General features: G+C 52.6%; 25 protein-coding genes and 1 tRNA gene. 13 read left to right on the forward strand and 13 right to left on the reverse strand.

What is annotated here, in order from left to right; translation table 11 throughout:
• Nucleotides 1–94: 94 nt before the first annotated feature.
• Nucleotides 95–463, reverse strand: a complete 369-nt coding sequence (folB, locus tag U9O48_RS19175) for a bifunctional dihydroneopterin aldolase/7,8-dihydroneopterin epimerase (RefSeq protein WP_282494280.1) — start codon at nt 461–463, stop codon at nt 95–97.
• Nucleotides 464–570: 107 nt separating this feature from the next.
• Here folB and plsY point away from each other — a divergent pair, with 107 nt between their 5' ends.
• The 8 genes from plsY to ureG all read left to right on the forward strand — a co-directional run bounded on the left by plsY (nt 571) and on the right by ureG (nt 6,234).
• Nucleotides 571–1,185 carry a glycerol-3-phosphate 1-O-acyltransferase PlsY gene (gene plsY / locus U9O48_RS19180; RefSeq protein ID WP_282494279.1) on the forward strand — a complete coding sequence of 205 codons (615 nt, stop codon included), beginning with the start codon at nt 571–573 and terminating at the stop codon, nt 1,183–1,185.
• Nucleotides 1,186–1,283: 98 nt separating this feature from the next.
• Nucleotides 1,284–2,111 carry an urease accessory protein UreD gene (locus U9O48_RS19185; RefSeq protein WP_324723017.1) on the forward strand — a complete coding sequence of 276 codons (828 nt, stop codon included), beginning with the start codon at nt 1,284–1,286 and terminating at the stop codon, nt 2,109–2,111.
• Between the two features lie 9 nt (nt 2,112–2,120).
• A complete protein-coding gene (locus U9O48_RS19190) occupies nt 2,121–2,423 on the forward strand; it encodes an urease subunit gamma (RefSeq protein ID WP_039031754.1) in 303 nt (100 codons plus the stop codon).
• Between the two features lie 9 nt (nt 2,424–2,432).
• The gene (locus U9O48_RS19195; RefSeq protein ID WP_324723019.1) at nt 2,433–2,753 is read left to right on the forward strand and encodes an urease subunit beta; all 321 of its coding nucleotides are present in this window, start codon (nt 2,433–2,435) and stop codon (nt 2,751–2,753) included.
• Complete coding sequence (gene ureC, locus U9O48_RS19200) at nt 2,746–4,449, forward strand: urease subunit alpha (RefSeq protein ID WP_285158791.1); 1,704 nt, start codon at nt 2,746–2,748, stop codon at nt 4,447–4,449. The genes U9O48_RS19195 and ureC overlap by 8 nt, the downstream gene beginning before the upstream one ends.
• Before the next feature lie 9 nt (nt 4,450–4,458).
• Complete coding sequence (gene ureE, locus U9O48_RS19205; RefSeq protein WP_285158792.1) at nt 4,459–4,917, forward strand: urease accessory protein UreE; 459 nt, start codon at nt 4,459–4,461, stop codon at nt 4,915–4,917.
• Between the two features lie 14 nt (nt 4,918–4,931).
• Nucleotides 4,932–5,606 (forward strand): urease accessory protein UreF, encoded by a 675-nt coding sequence (locus U9O48_RS19210; RefSeq protein WP_285158793.1) that lies wholly within the window; start codon nt 4,932–4,934, stop codon nt 5,604–5,606.
• Nucleotides 5,607–5,616: 10 nt separating this feature from the next.
• Nucleotides 5,617–6,234, forward strand: coding sequence for an urease accessory protein UreG (gene ureG / locus U9O48_RS19215; protein WP_285145545.1), 618 nt, complete (start codon nt 5,617–5,619; stop codon nt 6,232–6,234).
• A gap of 64 nt (nt 6,235–6,298) precedes the next feature.
• Here ureG and tsaD read toward each other — a convergent pair whose 3' ends face one another.
• Nucleotides 6,299–7,312, reverse strand: coding sequence for a tRNA (adenosine(37)-N6)-threonylcarbamoyltransferase complex transferase subunit TsaD (tsaD, locus tag U9O48_RS19220; protein WP_282494271.1), 1,014 nt, complete (start codon nt 7,310–7,312; stop codon nt 6,299–6,301).
• 227 nt (nt 7,313–7,539) lie between these two features.
• Between tsaD and rpsU the strand changes: the two genes are divergently transcribed.
• The 4 genes from rpsU (at nt 7,540) to U9O48_RS19240 (ending at nt 12,469) form a co-directional block, all read left to right on the forward strand.
• Nucleotides 7,540–7,755: a 30S ribosomal protein S21 gene (gene rpsU, locus U9O48_RS19225; protein WP_001144069.1), complete on the forward strand. Its 216-nt coding sequence runs from the start codon at nt 7,540–7,542 to the stop codon at nt 7,753–7,755.
• A gap of 236 nt (nt 7,756–7,991) precedes the next feature.
• Nucleotides 7,992–9,737, forward strand: coding sequence for a DNA primase (gene dnaG, locus U9O48_RS19230; protein WP_285148253.1), 1,746 nt, complete (start codon nt 7,992–7,994; stop codon nt 9,735–9,737).
• Nucleotides 9,738–10,011: 274 nt separating this feature from the next.
• Nucleotides 10,012–11,856 carry an RNA polymerase sigma factor RpoD gene (gene rpoD / locus U9O48_RS19235; protein WP_282494269.1) on the forward strand — a complete coding sequence of 615 codons (1,845 nt, stop codon included), beginning with the start codon at nt 10,012–10,014 and terminating at the stop codon, nt 11,854–11,856.
• Between the two features lie 202 nt (nt 11,857–12,058).
• The gene (locus U9O48_RS19240) at nt 12,059–12,469 is read left to right on the forward strand and encodes a hypothetical protein (RefSeq protein ID WP_285148252.1); all 411 of its coding nucleotides are present in this window, start codon (nt 12,059–12,061) and stop codon (nt 12,467–12,469) included.
• Between the two features lie 33 nt (nt 12,470–12,502).
• On the opposite strand, the gene mug is transcribed toward U9O48_RS19240, so the two are convergent.
• Nucleotides 12,503–13,009 (reverse strand): G/U mismatch-specific DNA glycosylase, encoded by a 507-nt coding sequence (gene mug / locus U9O48_RS19245; protein ID WP_282494267.1) that lies wholly within the window; start codon nt 13,007–13,009, stop codon nt 12,503–12,505.
• Between the two features lie 125 nt (nt 13,010–13,134).
• On the opposite strand from mug, the gene U9O48_RS19250 reads away from it, so the two are divergent.
• A tRNA-Ile gene (locus U9O48_RS19250) sits at nt 13,135–13,210 on the forward strand.
• A 1,555-nt stretch (nt 13,211–14,765) separates the two neighbouring features.
• Here U9O48_RS19250 and U9O48_RS19255 read toward each other — a convergent pair.
• The 10 genes from U9O48_RS19255 to U9O48_RS19300 form a co-directional block, all read right to left on the reverse strand.
• Nucleotides 14,766–15,791, reverse strand: a complete 1,026-nt coding sequence (locus tag U9O48_RS19255) for a tyrosine-type recombinase/integrase (protein WP_324723020.1) — start codon at nt 15,789–15,791, stop codon at nt 14,766–14,768.
• Between the two features lie 155 nt (nt 15,792–15,946).
• A complete protein-coding gene (locus U9O48_RS19260; RefSeq protein WP_285148243.1) occupies nt 15,947–16,150 on the reverse strand; it encodes a hypothetical protein in 204 nt (67 codons plus the stop codon).
• Between the two features lie 405 nt (nt 16,151–16,555).
• Complete coding sequence (locus tag U9O48_RS19265) at nt 16,556–16,813, reverse strand: hypothetical protein (RefSeq protein WP_285148242.1); 258 nt, start codon at nt 16,811–16,813, stop codon at nt 16,556–16,558.
• A 35-nt stretch (nt 16,814–16,848) separates the two neighbouring features.
• Nucleotides 16,849–17,283, reverse strand: a complete 435-nt coding sequence (locus U9O48_RS19270) for a hypothetical protein (RefSeq protein ID WP_285148241.1) — start codon at nt 17,281–17,283, stop codon at nt 16,849–16,851.
• A gap of 38 nt (nt 17,284–17,321) precedes the next feature.
• Nucleotides 17,322–17,570 carry a hypothetical protein gene (locus U9O48_RS19275; protein ID WP_285148239.1) on the reverse strand — a complete coding sequence of 83 codons (249 nt, stop codon included), beginning with the start codon at nt 17,568–17,570 and terminating at the stop codon, nt 17,322–17,324.
• On the reverse strand, nt 17,567–17,818 hold the full coding sequence (locus U9O48_RS19280; protein WP_285148238.1) for a hypothetical protein: 252 nt from the start codon (nt 17,816–17,818) through the stop codon (nt 17,567–17,569). The genes U9O48_RS19275 and U9O48_RS19280 overlap by 4 nt, the downstream gene beginning before the upstream one ends.
• The gene (locus tag U9O48_RS19285) at nt 17,818–18,294 is read right to left on the reverse strand and encodes a DUF2778 domain-containing protein (protein ID WP_285148237.1); all 477 of its coding nucleotides are present in this window, start codon (nt 18,292–18,294) and stop codon (nt 17,818–17,820) included. The genes U9O48_RS19280 and U9O48_RS19285 overlap by 1 nt, the downstream gene beginning before the upstream one ends.
• A complete protein-coding gene (locus tag U9O48_RS19290) occupies nt 18,291–18,773 on the reverse strand; it encodes an Hcp family type VI secretion system effector (RefSeq protein ID WP_229237645.1) in 483 nt (160 codons plus the stop codon). The genes U9O48_RS19285 and U9O48_RS19290 overlap by 4 nt, the downstream gene beginning before the upstream one ends.
• A gap of 805 nt (nt 18,774–19,578) precedes the next feature.
• Nucleotides 19,579–21,363: an AIPR family protein gene (locus tag U9O48_RS19295; protein WP_324723021.1), complete on the reverse strand. Its 1,785-nt coding sequence runs from the start codon at nt 21,361–21,363 to the stop codon at nt 19,579–19,581.
• 331 nt (nt 21,364–21,694) lie between these two features.
• The gene (locus U9O48_RS19300; RefSeq protein ID WP_285145554.1) at nt 21,695–21,994 is read right to left on the reverse strand and encodes a DUF1889 family protein; all 300 of its coding nucleotides are present in this window, start codon (nt 21,992–21,994) and stop codon (nt 21,695–21,697) included.
• Nucleotides 21,995–22,012: the final 18 nt, after the last annotated feature.

Here is a 22,012-nt window from a genome sequence, read left to right on the forward strand (position 1 = left end):
TCTAAAAATGTAAAAAACGGCGCACCACAATGGACGCCGTGAAAGAGACAGCTTTAAGACCTGTATATCTAAAAATGGTTTAGCATTTATGACGTTAAATCTTTGCTTTAAGATTTGTGCCACGCTCGATGATCACGCCAACGTTGGCAGCACGCGCCACGGCCCCCGGTTTGCTGAGTTTAATGCGCACCCACGGCGAGTTGAAACGGCTTAACAGCAGATCGGCCACCTCTTCTGCCACACGCTCCACCAGTGCAAAACGTTGTCCTTCGACATGCTTCACTACCGTTTCGCTGATATCGGCATAGCTCAGGCAGTCTTTGACATCATCACTTTTTGCGGCGAGACGGTTATCCCAGCCCATTTCGATATCGAACACCAGCTTCTGCTCGATGGTCTGTTCCCAGTCGTAAACACCAATTGTGGTGATTACCGAAAGTTGCTCTATAAATACAATATCCATCACGACCTGCCTGGTTTTTGGCTAAACCGGATACCACTTCCGGCGAATTATGCGTATTATCCACAGATGCAGAGAATACAGATACATTTTCAAAACGGAACAGCGTTATGAGTGCAATCGCGCCTGGAATGATCTTCCTCGCTTACCTTTGCGGCTCAATCTCCAGCGCCATTCTGGTCTGCCGCATCGCCGGATTGCCTGACCCTCGCGTCAGCGGATCCGGGAATCCAGGGGCGACCAATGTATTACGAATTGGCGGCAAGGGAGCAGCCGTAGCGGTATTGATCTTTGATGTTCTGAAAGGGATGTTACCCGTCTGGGGCGCTTATGCTCTGGGCGTGACGCCGTTCTGGCTGGGGCTTATTGCCATCGCCGCCTGTCTGGGCCACATCTGGCCGGTATTCTTTGGTTTTAAAGGCGGCAAAGGCGTCGCCACCGCGTTCGGCGCGATTGCCCCCATCGGCTGGGATTTAACCGGCGTAATGGCAGGCACCTGGCTGCTGAGCGTGTTGTTGAGCGGCTATTCGTCGCTGGGCGCGATTGTCAGCGCGCTGATCGCCCCGTTCTATGTCTGGTGGTTTAAACCCCAGTTTACCTTCCCCGTTTCCATGCTCTCCTGCCTGATTCTCCTGCGTCATCACGACAACATCCAGCGTCTGTGGCGTCGCCAGGAAACCAAAATCTGGACCAAGTTGAAGAGAAAGAAAAAAGACCCGGAGTAATTCGGGTTTTACGCCTCCATCCATAAGCGTCTCATATGACAAGGTTCATTTCTGCCAGGGCATACTGAAGCAGTAAATGGCGAGCGGATGGATGCAGCATGTTAGCAACCCAGGTCACTGATAACGCGTATAAAGGCTGGCAGGCATCGCTTGCGTTGCAGTTTCGCCACACCCCTGAAAAAACCATCCTGCACTCGGCGCGACACGTCGGCCCGCTCACCGTTCAACGCCCTTTTTATCCCGAAGACGAAACCTGTCATCTCTATTTATTGCACCCGCCCGGTGGGATTGTCGGCGGCGATTCGCTCGATATTTCGGTCGAACTGGCCGCGGATAGCCATGCGCTCATCACCATGCCGGGTGCCAGCAAGTTCTATCGTAGCCAGGGCGCGCCGGCCCTTCTCAATCAACGATTTTTCATTGAAGAGAACGCGACGCTTGAGTGGCTGCCGCAGGACACCATTTTCTTCCCCGGTGCGAACGCCCGGCTTCGCTCCGTATTCCATCTGCATCACTCCAGTACGTTGCTGGCCTGGGAGTTGCTGTGCCTGGGCCGCCCGGTGATCGGCGAGACCTTCAGCCACGGCAGGCTCGACAGCCGACTGGAGGTATGGCTCGACGACGTACCGCTGCTCATTGAGCGCCAGCATCTGGTCGATGGCGATTTAACCCCGGTTGCGAATCACCCGTGGATCGGCACCCTGCTCTGTTATCCGGCGAGCGACACCCTGCTGGACGGCGTGCGCGAGCGCCTCACGCCGCTTGAACATTTTGCCGGTGCGACCCTCACCGACGGCCTACTGTCGGTGCGTTTTCTCTCTCACGACAACCTGATTTGCCAGCAGGCGATGCGCGACATCTGGCAGTACCTGCGACCGTTTGTTACCGCCAAAGTGCCCCACGCCCCCCGAATCTGGCAGACCTAAGAGAACCCTATGGAACTGACCCCCAGAGAAAAAGACAAGCTGTTGCTGTTTACCGCCGCGCTGGTCGCGGAGCGCCGCCTCGCGCGCGGCGTCAAACTCAACTACCCGGAATCGGTCGCGCTGATCAGCGCCTTCATTATGGAAGGCGCGCGCGACGGACAAACCGTGGCGGAGCTGATGGAAGCGGGCCGCCATGTCCTGACGCGCGCGCAGGTGATGGAGGGCGTGCCGGAGATGATCCCGGATATTCAGGTGGAAGCCACTTTCCCGGACGGCTCCAAGCTCGTCACCGTCCACAATCCGATCCTTTGAGGGGGAACGATGATCCCAGGCGAATACCAGATTAAACCCGGCCAGATCACCCTCAACGTCGGGCGCAAAACCCAGCGCACGATCGTCGAAAACCACGGCGACCGCCCGATCCAGGTCGGATCCCATTACCATTTTTACGAAGTCAATCCGGCGCTGAAATTCGATCGCGAAGCGACCAAAGGCTATCGCCTGAACATTCCGGCAGGCACCGCCGTGCGTTTCGAACCGGGGCAAAAGCGCGAGGTGACGCTGGTGCTGATCGCCGGGGCACAGCGGGTGTTTGGTTTTCGCGGCGAAGTGATGGGTCGTCTGGAGGAGAACAATGGCTGAGATTTCGCGGCAGGCGTATGCTGACATGTTTGGTCCGACGACGGGCGATAAAGTGCGGCTGGCCGACACCGAGCTGTGGATCGAGGTGGAAAACGATCTGACGATTTACGGTGAAGAGGTCAAATTCGGCGGCGGAAAAGTGATCCGCGACGGCATGGGCCAGGGGCAGATGACCGCTCAGGACTGTGTAGACCTGGTGCTGACCAACGCGCTGATCGTCGATCACTGGGGGATCGTGAAGGCCGATATCGGCGTCAAAGACGGCAGGATCTTCGCCATCGGCAAAGCCGGAAATCCGGATATTCAGCCCGGCGTGACGATCCCGATCGGCGCGGCGACAGAGGTGATCGCCGCCGAAGGCAAGATCGTCACCGCCGGTGGGATCGACACCCACATCCACTGGATCTGTCCGCAGCAGGCGGAAGAGGCGCTGGTCTCCGGCGTGACGACGATGATTGGCGGCGGCACCGGTCCGGCGGCGGGCACCAACGCCACCACCTGCACACCGGGGCCATGGTATATCGCGCGAATGTTGCAGGCCGCCGACACCCTGCCGGTGAATATCGGTCTGCTGGGCAAAGGCAACGCGTCCAATCCTGACGCCCTGCGCGAACAGGTCGCGGCGGGCGCGATCGGCCTGAAAATTCACGAAGACTGGGGCTCAACGCCAGCGGCGATCAACTGCTCGCTGGAGGTTGCCGAAGAGATGGACATTCAGGTGGCGCTGCACAGCGACACCCTCAATGAAGGCGGGTTTGTCGAAGATACGCTGGCAGCCATCGGCGGGCGAACCATTCACACCTTCCATACCGAAGGGGCGGGCGGCGGCCATGCGCCGGATATTATTACCGCCTGCGCGCACCCGAACATTTTGCCCTCCTCCACCAACCCGACGCTGCCGTACACGGTCAATACCATCGACGAGCACCTCGATATGCTGATGGTTTGCCACCATCTTGATCCGGATATCGCCGAGGACGTGGCCTTTGCCGAATCGCGCATTCGCCGCGAAACCATTGCCGCCGAAGATGTGTTGCATGATATCGGCGCCTTCTCCCTGACTTCGTCCGATTCCCAGGCGATGGGCCGCGTGGGTGAAGTGATTATCCGCACCTGGCAGGTGGCGCACCGCATGAAGGTGCAGCGCGGACCGCTTGCGGAAGAGTCCGGGGATAACGACAACTTCCGCGTTAAACGCTACGTCGCCAAATACACCATCAACCCGGCGCTGACCCACGGCATCGCCCACGAAGTCGGCTCGATTGAAGCGGGAAAACTGGCGGATCTGGTGGTCTGGTCCCCGGCGTTTTTTGGCGTCAAACCGGCCACGATCGTCAAAGGCGGGATGATCGCCTGCGCGCCGATGGGGGATATCAACGCCTCGATCCCCACGCCGCAGCCGGTGCACTATCGCCCGATGTTTGGATCCCTCGGGGCAGCACGTCACGCCACGCGCCTGACCTTTGTCTCCCAGGCCGCCGCCGCGAACGGCATTCCCCAGCAGCTCAATTTACAAAGCGCTATTGCCGTAGTGAAGGGCTGCCGGACGGTGAAAAAAGCCGACATGATCCACAACAGCCTGCAGCCGAACATCACCGTCGACGCGCAAACCTATGAGGTACGCGTTGACGGCGAACTGATCACCAGCGAACCGGCAGACGTCCTGCCGATGGCGCAACGCTATTTCCTGTTCTGAGGAGAGATAATGATCTACTTAACCCAACGCCTTGATCACGCCCACCCGGTCACCGCCAGCGTGACCCTGCCGATTGATGTGCGGGTGAAAAGCCGCGCCCGCGTGGAGTTGAACGATGGGCGCGAAGCGGGCCTGATGCTACCGCGCGGGCTTTTGCTGCGAGGCGGCGATCTGCTCACCACCGACGACGGCCTGGAGGTGATCGAAGTGATCGCCGCGCCGGAGTCCGTGTCGGTGGTGCGCTGCGCCGACCCGTATCTGCTCGCCCGCGCCTGCTATCACCTTGGCAATCGCCATGTGCCGCTGCAAATCATGCCCGGCGAACTGCGCTATCACCACGATCACGTCCTCGACGACATGCTGCGCCAGTTCGATCTCGACGTAACTTTTGCGCATCTGCCGTTTGAGCCGGAAGCCGGGGCCTACACAAGTGAAGCCCAGGGTCACTCGCACGCCCATTCCCATTAAGGCGCGCTGAACGAATGGAGCACAACCGCCAGCAGTTACGCCTGATGCAGCTCTCCAGCAGCAGCCTGCCGGTCGGCTCGTTCACCTGGTCCCAGGGGCTCGAGTGGGCGGTGGAAGCAGGCTGGATCACTACGGTGGCAGAGTTCAGCCACTGGCAGATTCAGCAGATGGAGCAGAGTTTTTTGTGCGTCGATTTGCCGCTGTTTCTGCGCCTGTATCGCGCCTGCGAGCAGAACGACTTCGCCGCCGCAAAACGCTGGACGGCGTACCTGCTCGCCTGCCGGGAAACGCGCGAACTGCGCGAAGAGGAGCGCAATCGCGGCGCGGCTTTTACCCGGCTGATTAAGAGCTGGGAGCCTGACTGTCCACCCGACTGGCTGCCGCTCTTTTCACAGAGCCAGCTGTGCGGCATGGCGTGGCTCGGCGTGCGCTGGAAAATCGACGCTCATGCCCTGGCCCTGAGTCTCGGCTACAGCTGGATAGAGAGCGCGGTGATGGCGGGTGTGAAGCTGGTGCCCTTTGGCCAGCAGGCGGCCCAGCAGTTGATTATCGAATTAAGCGACCATTTTGCTGAAAAGCTCGGTCAGGCGTGGGCGCGCAGCGATGACGAACTGGGGGCGGCGACGCCGCTCTCGGCCATCGCCTCGGCGCGTCACGAAAACCAATATTCACGGTTATTCCGATCCTGAGGATTTTTTTATGGCTGATTACAAACATCCCCTGCGCGTGGGCGTCGGTGGCCCGGTCGGTTCGGGAAAAACCGCCCTGCTCGAAGCGCTGTGCAAAGCGATGCGCGACACATACCAGCTGGCCGTCGTGACCAACGACATCTACACCAAAGAGGATCAGCGCATCCTGACGGAAGCGGGGGCGCTGGAGCCGGAACGCATTGTCGGCGTGGAAACAGGCGGCTGCCCGCATACGGCGATCCGCGAAGATGCCTCGATGAATCTCGCGGCGGTGGAAGCGTTAAGCGAGAAGTTCGGCAATCTGGATCTGATTTTTGTCGAGAGCGGCGGGGATAATCTCAGCGCCACCTTTAGTCCGGAGCTGGCGGATCTGACGATCTACGTGATTGACGTCGCCGAGGGCGAAAAGATCCCGCGCAAAGGCGGACCGGGGATCACCAAATCGGATTTCCTGGTGATCAACAAAACGGATCTGGCACCGTACGTGGGGGCATCTCTGGAAGTCATGGAAAGCGACACCAACCGGATGCGCGGGGAACGTCCATGGACCTTTACCAACCTGAAAGCAGGCGACGGCCTGGCGAGGATTATTGAATTTCTGGAAGTGAAAGGGATGTTGAGGGTTTAGCGGGTTTTGCCTAAGGTTTTGTAGGCCCGGTAAGCGCAGCGCCACCGGGCAATACAGACCGCACTTATGCAGCAGGCAACTCCGCCAGCGGCCAGCGTGGACGCACGGAAACGCTCAAATCCGCCGTCGCGCCCGCTTTCGCACGCACCATGCCCGCGTAGGCAATCATCGCGCCGTTATCGGTGCAAAACTCCGGACGCGCGTAAAACACTTCGCCGCGACGTTTTTGCATCATCTCCGCCAGCTTCGCACGCAGCGTGCGGTTGGCGCTCACGCCCCCCGCCATCACCAGACGCTTAAAGCCGGTCTGATCCAGCGCACGTTTGCACTTGATCATCAGCGTATCCACCACCGCATCTTCAAACGCACGAGCGATATCCGCGCGGGTCTGATCGTCGTTTTCATTATTACGAATGGTGTTCGCCGCGAAGGTTTTCAGGCCCGAAAAGCTGAAATCCAGCCCTGGGCGATCGGTCATCGGGCGCGGGAAAACAAAGCGTTTCTCAACACCCTGCGACGCCAGTTTCGACAGCATTGGGCCGCCAGGATAATCCAGGCCCAGCAGTTTGGCGGTTTTATCGAAAGCTTCACCGGCGGCGTCATCGATGGACTCGCCGAGCAGCTCGTACTCACCAATGCCGGTTACGCTGATTAGCTGGGTATGACCGCCGGAAACCAGCAGCGCTACGAACGGAAACTCAGGCGGATTCTCTTCCAGCATTGGTGCCAGAAGGTGCCCTTCCATATGGTGAACCGCAATCGCCGGAACATCCCACGCGAACGCCAAAGAACGCCCGACTGTCGCCCCGACCAACAGTGCGCCGACCAGACCCGGACCGGCGGTATAGGCCACCGCATCGATATCTTTTGCGGTCAATCCGGACTCTTTCAGCGCCGCCTGAATCAGGGGAACCGTTTTGCGCACGTGATCGCGCGACGCCAGTTCAGGCACCACTCCGCCGTAATCAGCGTGCAATTTCACCTGACTATACAGTTGGTTGGCTAACAGACCTTTTTCGTCGTCGTAAATGGCGATGCCGGTTTCATCGCAGGATGTTTCAATACCCAGTACACGCATGGCTTAATTTACCTCTTTTCAATACCGCGCAGTGTAGGGCGAATGCGGGTCGATGTATACCCTGAGGGGTGAGTTCGTGTATACTCTCACCCCTTACAAAAGTCCCGTTCAAAAACGGCATTGGTGCTTTACAAAGCAGCATTAGTTGCAGTAAAATTCCGCACCATTTTGAAATAAGCTGGCGCCGATGCCAGCGGCAAACCGAATTTATCAAAGGTGAGAGTTACATGCCGGTAATTAAAGTACGTGAAAACGAGCCGTTCGACGTAGCACTGCGTCGCTTCAAGCGTTCATGCGAGAAAGCAGGTGTTCTGGCGGAAGTTCGTCGTCGTGAGTTCTATGAAAAACCGACTACCGAACGTAAACGCGCTAAAGCTTCTGCTGTGAAACGTCACGCGAAGAAACTGGCTCGCGAAAACGCACGCCGTACTCGTCTGTACTAATCTGTTGAGGGCGCACGCCCTCAATGGTCAGACTGAGTTATAGTCGTAAGGCCGTGCTTCCGGAAGGAATGCGCGGCTTATTTTCGTTTATGAATCAGCACTTACACAAAATCATTCACACTGTATCAAGGCGGCAAGTGAGTGAATCCCCGGAGCTTACTTAAGTAAGTGACAGGGGTGAACGAACGCAGCCAACGCAGAGACAGTTTGAAGGATGAAGTGTAATTACGGGGCCTATGGCTGGACGAATCCCACGCGTTTTTATCAATGACCTGCTGGCCAGAACCGACATCGTCGATCTCATCGACGCGCGGGTAAAGCTCAAAAAGCAGGGCAAGAACTACCATGCGTGCTGTCCGTTCCATAACGAAAAAACCCCCTCTTTCACCGTAAACGGTGAAAAACAGTTTTACCACTGCTTTGGCTGTGGCGCACACGGTAATGCCGTCGACTTCCTGATGAACTACGACAAGCTCGAGTTCGTGGAAACCGTCGAAGAACTGGCGGCGATGCACAACCTTGAAGTGCCTTACGAAGCAGGCAGCGGTCCGAGTCAGATAGAGCGTCATCAACGACAAACGCTTTACCAGCTGATGGACGGTCTGAATTCGTTTTACCAACAGTCTCTTAAGCAAAAAGTAGCTGAACCTGCGCGTCAGTATCTGACCCGACGCGGTTTAAGCGACGAAGTCATTGCGCGTTTCGCTATTGGTTACGCCCCGCCCGGTTGGGACAACGTGTTAAAGCGTTTTGGTGGCAATAGCGAAGATCGTCAATCTCTGATCGACGCCGGAATGCTGGTGACAAACGATCAGGGAAGAAGTTACGACCGCTTCCGCGAGCGGGTGATGTTCCCCATTCGCGATAAGCGAGGCCGGGTGATTGGTTTTGGTGGGCGCGTGCTGGGTGACGGCATGCCGAAATACCTCAACTCCCCGGAAACCGATATTTTCCACAAAGGTCGCCAGCTGTATGGCCTTTATGAAGCCCAGCAGGATAACGCTGAACCCCGGCGTTTACTGGTGGTCGAAGGCTATATGGACGTGGTCGCGCTGGCGCAGTACGACATCAACTACGCGGTAGCGTCGTTGGGAACGTCCACCACCGCCGACCACATTCAGCTCCTGTTCCGGGCGACGAATAACGTCATCTGTTGTTACGACGGTGACCGAGCCGGACGCGACGCCGCCTGGCGCGCGCTGGAAACTGCACTACCTTATATGACCGACGGGCGCCAGCTGCGCTTTATGTTCCTGCCCGACGGTGAAGACCCGGATACGCTGGTGCGTAAAGAGGGCAAAGCGGCGTTTGAAGCGCGGATGGAGCAGGCTCAGCCGCTCTCCACGTTTTTGTTTAACAGCCTGATGCCGCAGGTGGATTTGAGTACCCCGGACGGGCGCGCTCAGCTGAGTACGCTGGCCCTGCCGCTGATTTCTCAGGTCCCTGGCGAGACGCTGCGCATTTACCTGCGTCAGGAGCTCGGCAACAAGCTCGGCATTCTGGATGACAGCCAGCTTGAACGTTTAATGCCTAAACTGGCGGAAAACGGTGCGGTTCGCCCCGCGCCACAGCTAAAACGCACAACCATGCGTATACTGATAGGGTTACTGGTGCAAAACCCAGAGCTGGCACCGCAAGTGCCGCCACTCGCGGGTTTGAATCATGAAAAGCTGCCAGGACTTGGCCTGTTTTCAGAACTGGTCAGCACCTGTTTGTCGCAGCCTGGTCTGACGACCGGCCAGCTTTTGGAGCACTATCGCGGCACAAAAGAGGCCGCCACCCTTGAAAAACTGTCGATGTGGGACGATATAGCAGATAAGGACATTGCAGAAAAAACGTTCACCGACTCACTTAACCATATGTTTGATTCGATGCTTGAACTGCGCCAGGAAGAGTTGATTGCTCGCGAGCGAACTCACGGCTTAAGCAGCGAAGAACGCCGGGAACTCTGGATGTTAAACCAGGAACTGGCCAAGAAATAAACGAAAGACAAAATCATTCAAGTTGTATCAAGGCAGCAAGTGAACGAATGCCTGGGAGTGTACATAAGTACATGACCAGGATTCGAGAACGAAGCTAACGCAGAGACAACTTGAAGGATGAAGTATTTAACGGCTTAAGTGCCGAATATCGATCGGGAAGCCCCCGGCAGCCGCACTGAGAGGCAGCGGCAAAAATATAAGTACGCCCTCGCTTCAAAGGTTGGCAGCGACACCGCCGACACCAATTAAACGAATTAAGTGTGGATACCGTCTTATGGAGCAAAACCCGCAGTCACAGCTGAAACTTCTTGTCCAACGTGGTAAGGAGCAAGGCTATCTGACCTATGCCGAGGTCAATGACCATCTGCCGGAAGATATCGTCGATTCAGATCAAATCGAAGACATCATCCAAATGATCAATGACATGGGTATTCAGGTGATGGAAGAAGCACCGGATGCCGATGATCTGTTGCTGGCTGAAAACTCCAACAACACCGACGAAGATGCAGAAGAAGCCGCTGCACAGGTGTTGTCCAGCGTTGAATCTGAAATCGGCCGTACCACTGACCCGGTGCGCATGTACATGCGCGAAATGGGTACCGTTGAACTGCTGACCCGCGAAGGCGAAATCGACATCGCGAAACGCATCGAAGACGGGATCAACCAGGTTCAGTGCTCCGTTGCCGAATACCCTGAAGCGATCACCTATCTGCTCGAGCAGTACGATCGCGTCGAAGCCGAAGAAGCGCGTCTTTCTGACCTGATCACCGGCTTTGTCGATCCAAACGCGGAAGAAGACCTGGCGCCAACGGCGACTCACGTCGGCTCTGAACTGTCTCAGGAAGAGATGGATGACGACGAAGACGAAGAGGAAGAAGACGACGACGACAGCAGCGACGATGACAACAGCATCGATCCTGAGCTGGCGCGCGAGAAGTTTGGCGAGCTGCGTACCCAGTACGAACTGGCTCGTGACACCATCAAAGCCAAAGGCCGCAGCCATGCAGCCGCTCAGGCCGAGATTCAGAAACTGTCTGAAGTCTTCAAACAGTTCCGCCTGGTGCCGAAGCAGTTCGACTACCTGGTAAACAGCATGCGCGTCATGATGGACCGCGTTCGTACTCAAGAACGTATCATCATGAAGCTGTGTGTTGAGCAGTGCAAAATGCCGAAAAAGAACTTCATCACCCTGTTCACCGGCAACGAGACCAGCGAAACCTGGTTCAACGCGGCTATCGCGATGAACAAGCCATGGTCTGAAAAACTGCACGATGTGGCTGATGATGTTCAGCGCGGCCTGCAGAAACTGCGTCAAATCGAAGAAGAGACCGGCCTGACCATCGAGCAGGTTAAAGACATCAACCGTCGCATGTCCATCGGCGAAGCGAAAGCCCGTCGTGCGAAGAAAGAGATGGTTGAAGCGAACTTACGTCTGGTTATTTCGATCGCCAAGAAATACACCAACCGTGGTCTGCAGTTCCTGGATCTGATCCAGGAAGGTAACATCGGTCTGATGAAAGCGGTTGATAAGTTTGAATATCGCCGTGGTTACAAATTCTCCACCTATGCTACCTGGTGGATCCGTCAGGCAATCACCCGCTCTATCGCGGATCAGGCGCGCACCATCCGTATCCCGGTGCATATGATTGAGACCATCAACAAACTCAACCGTATCTCCCGCCAGATGCTGCAAGAGATGGGCCGCGAGCCGACGCCAGAAGAGCTGGCCGAGCGCATGCTGATGCCAGAAGATAAGATTCGTAAGGTGCTGAAAATCGCCAAAGAGCCTATCTCCATGGAAACGCCAATCGGCGACGATGAAGATTCGCATTTGGGTGATTTCATCGAGGATACCACCCTCGAGCTGCCGCTGGACTCTGCCACGACCGAGAGCCTGCGTGCTGCGACCCACGACGTTCTGGCGGGCCTCACCGCTCGTGAAGCGAAAGTCCTGCGTATGCGTTTCGGTATCGATATGAACACCGACCACACGCTGGAAGAAGTGGGTAAACAGTTCGACGTTACCCGCGAACGTATCCGTCAGATCGAAGCGAAGGCTCTGCGCAAACTGCGCCACCCAAGCCGCTCTGAAGTTCTGCGTAGCTTCCTCGACGATTAATCGCAAATCGTTCTGAATAAGGCCACAGCTTGCTGTGGCCTTTTTTTATCTCTCGATAACTGCCCTGTGAAAATCATCGCAACAGCGATAAACCCACGTTGCTATTGTTATCTTTCATCATATAATCAATCCCTCAGATGATTCTTACCTAAGTAACAGAGTATTCCCCACTCTCCATTACCCAGCAGGGACTGATAAAAAAATGAAAAAAGCATGGCTTCTGATGATATGCGTGGCCCTGGCGGGTTGTGTCAATAAACAGCAAAATGCGCCTAAATCTCTGGTGACTCCTGCTGCAACACCGGTAGCGCAAGAAACTCAGGGTGTGACTAACGACGATGCGGTGAAGAGCCGCTCCCTGACGGCAAACGAGACCTGCGTCCGCTCATTGAGCGCCCTGCGCGCCTATAACCCAAAAACCTGGGAAAAATACAGCCTCGCGATGGCCGATCTGAACAAGAAAAACAGCCTGTTCCTGTCCGTGAAAAACGATCTGAACCCACAGCTGAACGATCTTGTGGTTAACGCGTACGACTCGAAAATGAAGACGCTGTGCTATCGCATTGAAAGCACGCTCGGTCAGTCGATGATTGCCCAGGTTGACTCGCTGTAACGGAATACCGGATCCCGGCAGCCTCTGTCGGGATCATCTCCCCCGCACCATCAACGCTTCATCCAGCTCCCGATATGCCTCCACCAGCTTGTCCAGCGTCGCTCGGTTCAGCCCACTCGGATTCGGCAGCACCCACACCTGCGTCATGCCAATGGTGATATTCTGTTTGCCCCACTGCGCCCCGCGCTGGCTAAATGCCTGCTCGTACGCCTGCTTGCCGAGGATCGCCAGCGCCGAGGGCTGATAGTCTTCGATCTTCTTCACCAGCTCCCGCCCGCCGCTGCGCAGCTCGTGCAGGTTCACTTCCGTCGCCTGCACCGTCGGACGTTCCACCAGCATGGTAATGCCGCAGCGCGTATCCAGAAGATGCATTTCCTCTTCAGGCTTCAGTAATCTATCGGTAAAACCCGCCTGATGAATCACCTTCCAGAAGCGGTTTCCCGGATGAGCAAAGTGAAACCCCGTATGTGCAGAGGACTTGCCAGGATTGATGCCGCAGAAGACCACCCGCAGGCCAGGTGCCAGAATGTCATTGATCATCTCATTCCCCGATGAATATATCAGGTGGTCAGTATAAAGGATTGATAATGCGTTGTTTATAAAAACAGCAGGCAGGTGTGAATGTCTGGATTGCGGCAGGGAGTTACTCTATAATTCACCGCCACGGCCCCTTAGCTCAGTGGTTAGAGCAGGCGACTCATAATCGCTTGGTCGCTGGTTCAAGTCCAGCAGGGGCCACCAGACACCGCAAGGGCTGGCGGGGAGTCACCCACCAGCCTGATTTTTCCGGGGATATTCCAGAAAAGTAACCATAGTGATTAATGGTTATTAAGTGACCGGGCATACATTGCGCCGCACTTCCTGCCACAAACTCAAACAGCCTTTTTTCATCACCAATTTTTTACCGCGCAAAGTACGCAGAAAAAAAGCGCGCTTTGGGTGCGTACCTTGCTGCGTACTTCCCCCGGGTGTGCGTACCGGTCTGACTCACTGCATTTTTGACGGCCCAATCATTCAATCTGAACCAAAGCCAGCAGCGGCAACGATTGCGAGCGTGTTGTGTTTTTTTTCCGTCAAGAACAGTCCAAATTTTTGCGCTCTATCTTCGCCTCGGCTCTGGTTTTTTCCAGTGGTACTCCGGGGATCTAACTTTCTGGATAAACCGTTCGCGCCGGGCTGCATCCCCAGCGATCACCCTCTCCAGTTCGCGGCACAGATAAGGCGTGAGCTCTGCGTTACCCCTCTCGATAAGCGCGGCCACAATGTCAGCCTTTTGCCTTGTCGTAATGTTCATGGCTTTTGTGGGCTCCTCTTTGTGTGGTAGCACGCCATTTAAAGCGCCGTGCGCATGGCGTGTTGCTGGTGGCCGGAGTGAAAAAGGAATAATAACGTATATATAGACACTGAAAAAACGTCAGTTCAGTTGGTTCACGGCCCTGCAAGCCGCGCCAGTGCTCGCTTTGTGTGAACCTACAAACAGTAAAATGAGGTTGGTTCACCCCTTAAAATGTCGGTTCACCAGTACCGGCGGACCGTGCGCACCGAACACGCCAGGCTTTCCGCTGTTAACGCCTGCGTTAATCCGGACAGTTTGCATTGCTGAATTTGTTCACGCTTTCGCGCCCTCGCTCGTTCGGCATGGCACGCGCCACCAGCCGCCCCGCGCCTGCGGTGCTGCCTCCTCAACTCCCACTGCCTTTCCCTTTCCGCTTCGGCTGCGGCCAGTATCTTTCTTGCCTCTGGCTCAGAAGGTGGGTTTCTATACCAGTCGCACTCCTGGTATCGCGCCGGTTTATCCGCACACAATCTCGCGCGCTCGATGAAGTGCCGGATCACTTTATCGGCTGTCGAGCTGCGCGCCCTTAACATCCTGATCGCTTTCTCACTGACGCCAAAATGAAAAGCAGCGCGGTGATTACTCATTGCCCGGTGCATTTCGGCCACCTTCTGCAGCACCTCGGTGAATGCCTCCTCCGTTCACCATATCCCCTTAAATCGGAATGCGCTTTCTTCACCAGAAAATGCCGTCATAAATCACCTTCTCTGAGCAATAGTCGAAAAATATCAGGAGGACACGAACCCGCAAAAAGTCCGCGTAAGAATTCGAACGGTAGAATGCGGGTTGCAGCGTGGGATGTCGCACCGGATCGGCCTGCAATGTCCGCCGCGCCTCATTTCTCCGCATTTTCTCTTTAACTCGCAAAAAATCACGAAAAAATGCGGCATTATCCAAAAACGGATGAATCGTCGATTTAAGCCAGTAAACCCGCATCACAGCAGGAAAGTAAGGAGTTTATTATATTCTCCTTACTCCACCGCGCAGGGCGTTTTTTAATGATGGTTTTTCGCGGAAAAGGTGGCCGTAAACATTCAGTGTCACCGAGGGTCTGGAATGCCCCACCATGTCCGACACATCCAGAATATCGACACCACTTTTCACCAGGCTGGACACGGCAAAATGTCGCAGGTCATGGAACCGGGCAACGCCGAATTCATTCAGCAGGCGTTTCATTACTCCTGACGTGCTGTAATTCAGGCTCAGGCGCTCACCACTACGCCCGGCAATCACCGGCGTATCGGAACCCAACAATGTTTTATCCAGGCATTCATACAAGCCGATCGGCATATCAATGGGGCGGCCCTTGCCTCTTTTCCTTCCCCTGGCAATTCCCCGCGTTGTAAGGTGTTTGTTTACCTGAATTTCATCGATACTCAGATCGCGATATGTCAGCGCCAGCACTTCACTGATACGCAAGGCACACGCCGCCCCCAGCCAGATCGCTATTTTTTCCCGCCTTTCCGCTTTTTCCAGCATGGCGATCACGGTTTCCTCGTCGGGAATTATCCAGGGTCTGTCCGCCTGCTTTTTGGTTTTCTTCACTGGGTTGTGCGCAATCATCCCGACGCGGGTGAGATAGGAAAAAGCCGCACCGATATAATTCAACGCGTGAGGATCTAACCGTTCCGTCAGTTGCCGTGAGGTAATTTTATTCAGGTATTTATCCAGCAGGTCTGCTGGCAGGCTTAACAGGCTGTAGCGGTACCGGTCATAACTGGTCGCCCGGATTTTATTTCGATTCAGCTGATCGCGCTGGTGGCCCAGCCAGAACCATGCCAGCTTCTGCAGCGTCCAGCGCTTCACTGTCTCTGCATTGTCAGCTGTTCGCCAGTCCAGGGCGGACACCTCGAGCTGATACATAAACTCTGCGGCGTCATCGATAACACGGAATTTTTTCCGGCGGCCCGTCATGGCGTCCTCATCCCGATAGTTAACGATATAGCGACGGCGCGCGCCTGTGCCTGTTTCCCGGATAAATGCCATATTTCCCCCTACCTACCCAGCAAAGGCCATTTAAGAGGACGCCAGCCGAAAGCGATCGCGTATTCCTCTTTCCCTACGTCGCGCACCAGCTGAATAAGGATATCTGCGCGGGGTGAGTATCGCATAAGGGCTGCCAGCGCGTCCGCCTGCCTCACTCACGGGTTTCTTGCCTGAAATTCATCAATCTCCGGCCCCGCCAACGCTTTTAATAACTCTTTCGCTGTCATATCCGGGCTGGCATTCCTGAGGCGCTCAAACTCTTCTGCAGCGGCCATACGCAGAGGGGTGTAAATCTGTCCCTCCAGATCAATTAGCTGCCTGTGGGCAGGCATGGCCGTATGATTCTTGCCAATAACCACACTATCCACCAGCTGAGAGACGCGGACACGGAATGCAAGCTGATCCGCTGGTGGCATCCATTCATCAGAGATAAAGCTATTCAGGAGCTCTGCGCGCGCCTATATGCGCTCAACAGAGGATAGCTCACCGTTAACGGCATTATCAGCAAGGCGCTGGCGGTATGCCTCTATTGATTCATTATTTTTCGCGGTTTGATTCATCGTTTTCATCCTGGCATTTCTAAGCCTCACAAACTGCGAATTCGCAGTTTATAAACACGCGTAAAGACAGACACAGCAATGCTTTCACGATACTTTTTTCTAAGATTTAAATTTGCGAATTCGCAGTTTAAAACCTTAGGAAATCTTAGGGGAAAATTGCGAATTCGCAGAGGGGGTAAGGGCCCGTAAACGGGCCTTGCTGAATCACCTGATAATCTTTTCACCGAGAAAAATAGCGATACCGGCAACCAGCGCGTTAAGCACTATGTACATCGTGAAATAGTTATCCTCCACGCGGTCGGGGTAAGGTTCTATCTTCTCCGTCGGGATATAATTCATCAGGTCCGTGACGGCATATTTCAGACTTTCGGCCAGCGGATCGAACATTCCCGAAAGCATCAGCACGAAAGTAATAGCCAGAAACGCCAGCAGGCGCAAAGACCACTTAGCAGGGCGTGACATCGCAACTCCCTGAGGCATTCCCAATCACCGTATTTTTATGGATCCTTTTGCTCCTCTAGCGCCTGGTCTGCCGCGCTCCCAACTTTTTCACATAGTTGTTTGCTGTGGTCCGGACAGTTTTTCTGAGCACGTCTGGCAACCGCCTCTAAATCCCCACTGTCTAGCGTGGTGTCGATGTGATTAAGTACCCAATCACCAAAGGCGGGATTTTTTTTCGCCAGCGCATCGAGCGCCGGCAGCGTGTTCCACTTGTCCACCAGCAGGCGGATCACCGCCTCAGAGTTACCCTCAGCTATGCTCCCGTCGTCGCATTGCCCGTAATGGCTGTAGTTCTCGCTAACCGCCTGCCAGCTGCTGAGACTATCCACGGCAAGATCTGCCGCCTCGGCATCCGCCGGGGTACAGTCTTTCGCCATGGCGTTACTCATGGCCAGCAGGAAAAGCGCAGCTATTGGGATAATCCGGTTCATATGAAATACGTCCTTACGCCATGAAGTCACGTAGCGAGTTATCTGCGTGATCGTCTCATTGCAACGAATGCCACCAGCCACACCAGCAGGAAGGTTATTGCAGCCCTGCCAAGTATTATCAGATTGTTGTACATGTTATCCCACTCGGCACCGGGAACCGGGCCGGCGATCTTTTCATATAGCGCAAAGAGATCACCAGCAGGGACAAGCGCATACATCAGGATCACCACCACAGCATAAGCAGCGAAAGACAACAGCCACAGCAGAGCAATATGAATAGCTTTCATCTGCCGCCACGTTTCTGCTTTAGCGTGCCTACAACCAATATTAATAAGGCATTAATGAGCACTGACAAGCCTAGTGCTGTGAACATAAACAAATCGTTCCAGTCAGCCTCCGTAATAAATCCTATCGAATTACTGAAGAGCTCAAATAAATATACCTCAGGCAAGAGGAGGTAGAACGCCGCAAAAATGATGAAAAAAGACAAAAACTGTGCGAGCCATAACCCGGCTTGTTTTGCTGGCGTCATCATTAATACACCTGAACTGTGCCGTATGCATAGAGTGAGCCAGATACCAGAAGCTTAGGGGTTTTCATGAGGGCATCTCGCAAGATCAAAAAGTGTGAAGGAGACGGCAACGTAATACACCCGTTGCTTATCCCCTCATAGCCTGCTGGGTGAAGCCTGAAATTTCCTCGTTCTACCGCTTCAATAAACGTGTGGTCGTCAATGCTTCCATCTACGCGGTATAGCGCAAACCATATTGAATGATCGGATCCTGTGTATTTAGTGGCAAATACGTCCTTCACCCGGGTGCCAATGCTTCGAGGTCTGTCCACTATGTAGTATTGACCTGGGGGCAACGGGCCAGCCCCTTTAACTGCAACTGAGGCCGGGTTATTACGATGCTGACCTTCGTTCCCCGAGTACGCGGGGAAGAAACCAATACCAGGGCAACTGAGGTTTGATAAGCCGTTGCCATTCAGCCTGAACGTACACCGGATCATCGTTCGTTCCATGAGTCAGAGAAAATGATATTCCCGTCGCAATGCTTCCAGGTGATTTTGTCGTAGCGGAGGGCGATCCCCTCGAGGTGATTGTGTTTCTCAGTGCTTTCGTTTTTGCAGTTGTGCATTAGCGGGCATACAGAAACGATTTTGACGCCTTCCAGCAGCATATTGAAGTATTCCACCTCCTGGCCTGCATCGTTGATTTTGTACCACTTAAATTCAGCGCTCTTAAGCGTCTGGCCGGTGGCTACGGCCTTGTAAAGATAGGGGCTGGAGTAATCAAACTCCTTTTCAAAATTGAGCGCGCTGTGTACCCGCGTGCCGGTGATCTTGCCCGTATTGTTGTCGGTCGGCAGGAACAAACCGTGACCAAAACCGAGCACCTCTATGCTACCCTCGCGATCCCTTACATCAACCCCGCCCTTAATATCCGCGCCGCCGTCGTCTTTAAGCCATAAATAAGCTGGAATAGCCACTTCATTAATTCCATTTAGTTGAAAAATCAACCAAACCTTACAGCTACTGAATTTGACAAAATGTAATTTTTTATAAGCACAGAAACCTCGATAAATTATTAATATGGATAACTTATATTAATAATCGCACTCAATAAATTAAGCGGGAGGGGTATGGAATCTCTACACGCGCCAACATGCCAGATTGCCTACCCATCAAATTTTCACACCCGTGAAATTAAAAAAAGTAGGCTGCCTCGATGGGTGGGCGGGCGTCGGATTATGAACAAAAAAATGAACAACCCACCATCATCAAAAAATCAGAACTAAATAACAATGAGTTAGGTCGATAATGATGTTGTCAATGAAATCCAAAAAGATAGGCTACCCCTAATGTGTCTGTGCCCTGTGCTGCTGTCTCATACCATTACTTAGTACTGGTCTCATTGAGGCGAAGATCTACCACTATCTTAGTCATGTCCTTAACCACTTTGTTAATTCCGCTGTTCTGGTTCTGCTCTCCATTCTCATTAATCACGAATAGAGAGGACTCAGAGTTAATGGCCCGTGCTGCGTCTGATTTAGCGCTGCTGGCACAATGAGTAAAGCCGGTAGGATGTTTAACGACTTCCCGTTAACGTCCTGCAGTGTACGCATGTTGTAACTTTAATTGTTGAGTTATGTCTTGCCATCATTTTATAATTAGTTATTCTTATGTGTTAGCCTATCTTGGGACATTTAAACATGAAAATATCTAGAGGATATATTTATATCACTTAAATTATATTTATTCTAAAAAATAAAGGGGCTTTCGCCCCTTACTAAATTATATTTTATTATCTATTTTTTTTACGAAAAATTCAAATGGGTTACCACCTGTCATTGATTTCATGAATGGAGCAATAGTTCCGGCTGATCTTATAAATTCTTTTTGAGCCTTTTGAATTTCACCGCTATTTGATAATCGCCCTGTTGTACCAGGCCGCAAGAGAACAACAAGTTTCGAAAATACCTTAAGAAGATTCATCCATAAATCGCATGCCTGATCTTTTGAAACTGTTTTTTTGAATCCAATTTTATATGGTGACAATATTTTAGTTTCTAGTAATGTTTCTAAAAGACCACTCATACCATGTACAGTCATGAAAGCACTTCCTCGCTCATTCAGAAAACCAAGGAGATCTTTTTCATCCTGCGTTATCTGACCTTGTTTCTGCTTCTCTTGCAATTCTGATTTGAGTAAATTGGCTGCCTCGTTGAGTGAATAAACAAAAAGAACATGCTGAGCAGAAATGACTTCATTGAAAGCAATTTTGTAATGTTTATCATCCTCCCATATCTGCATCTTATTATGATAACTATCATATGGGCTACCATGCCATGCAGTAAGAGCCTGTGCAGCAGTATGTGATTCAATTTTATTTTTCTTATTCTCGAAAATATGGCCTCTTAAGCCGCCATCATATTCAGCGATCCGTAAAGTTCTAAACTCATCTCTAAGCCTACTCTGAATTGTGTCATGCGCTCTAAAGTCAGATTGAATAACTTTATTTTGACTATTATTGAATCTAGTAATAGAACGAACGGTTTCTTTATTTTCACACTTGATAAATCTTACGCCAACCTCTATTTTAGACAAATCTTCTCGTGGATCTAGCTCCCCTAACGAACCAGTGGTCTGAGCGCCATTCACAATCCCAATGCCGGTAACTGATTTAATTAGTGCATCGTCGACTAATTCAAAATCGTGTACTAAGGCTGTGATGCCATTATTAAAAACGAAGAAATCCTGTGGTGACTCTTTCGCTGAAGATTGTATTCCTGCATTTATAACCTTGTCCGAATCTTTATTGTTAGCTCCCATGAACCCTCGGACGTTTGGATTATACAACCCCCTACTCTCATATTTCCGATAAAGATCGGCCAACCATTGACCGTTAACAGTCGTAATGAAAGTTTTCCAATCAGCGTCATGCATTAAAAAACCTTTTCGAGGCTCACCAAATTCAAATAGATCAGTAACAGCGATCGACTGTGATGATGCACGATAAAAACTGTCTAATGTTTCTAAACCTACTTCTTTAAACTGCAATGCAATGTTTTTACTAACATCACCATATGCATCCAACATAGTTTTAATTCCAGCCACACAGAGCTCCATGTCCTGCTGGATTTGAAGACTCTCAGGGCAGTTATGCACATACCAAACATGAACCGCACGAATGGTGCCTTCTCTTATAGCAGCCCTTGCATCTTTGATATGAGGAGCAACTCCCTCCGGAAGTTTTGCCTCATCTGTTGCCAGCAAAACTGACATAGCGTGCCCCAAATCAGTTCCTTTATTGCCTAAAGCACTTTTCCTAAATCTGCTCGACTCATATGCTTGACAGACGACTATCACACCAAGATCGCGGCTTACAAAAAGCAAATCAATTTTGGCATCACCACCGCCTCCCGTAACAGCGGGTAGCAAAGTCGCAATGGGGTCATCAATACTGAAGCATAACTCCATTCCAAATGCAGCAATTTTATTCTCTTTAAATGGGTCTAGATCGTCTCTTTGTTTTAATGCCAACATAAATTGGCAATCATCGAAATCTTGATACGACATGCGATATGTTATCCTTAGGTTTAAAATGCCAATAAATAATAATTATCGGATGATTCATCATATGAATTATCAACGGAGAGAAGAGGACCTGGATCACATTTTATGAAATGGGTAAAAATATGGATATACAGTGATCAGAAATGGTTAATTTTATTAAATAACAAACTAACTATATAAATAAAACATAACCCATTATAATTTTTTTAAATTAGAACACAATAATCAAAGATCAGTGTTTCAAGTCCAGCCCCTCAACCAAACATCAAGGGCTTACGCCAAAACGTAAGCCCTTAGTCATTTCCAGGATTAACCAATCAGCATCGTGGGCAACTCACACGAGCTCCCGCAATTGCTCCTGCATATACGCAGAAAAGTATTCAGGGTTCTTGATCACTACGTGGTCGGTTGCGTTAATTTTCTCGGCCCATCCGGCCACTTTCTTCGTAAAGTCGGGATCCCATCCCTCCTGAGCCCCGCGCGCCATCACGTCGGCGGCGCTGGCTGGTGTACCCAACTCTTTCAAATACTTGAATATTCCCTTCGCTGTACTCTCGTCCATCGACTGCGGCACTGACGCGGAAGTGTCCATACCACCAATGAAATCCAATGCTTTCTCAATGACTGTTGGCATACTCTTATCCTTAAAATT

Source organism: Lelliottia sp. JS-SCA-14 (genome assembly GCF_035593345.1).
GTDB classification, from domain to species: Bacteria; Pseudomonadota; Gammaproteobacteria; order Enterobacterales; family Enterobacteriaceae; genus Enterobacter; species Enterobacter wanjuensis.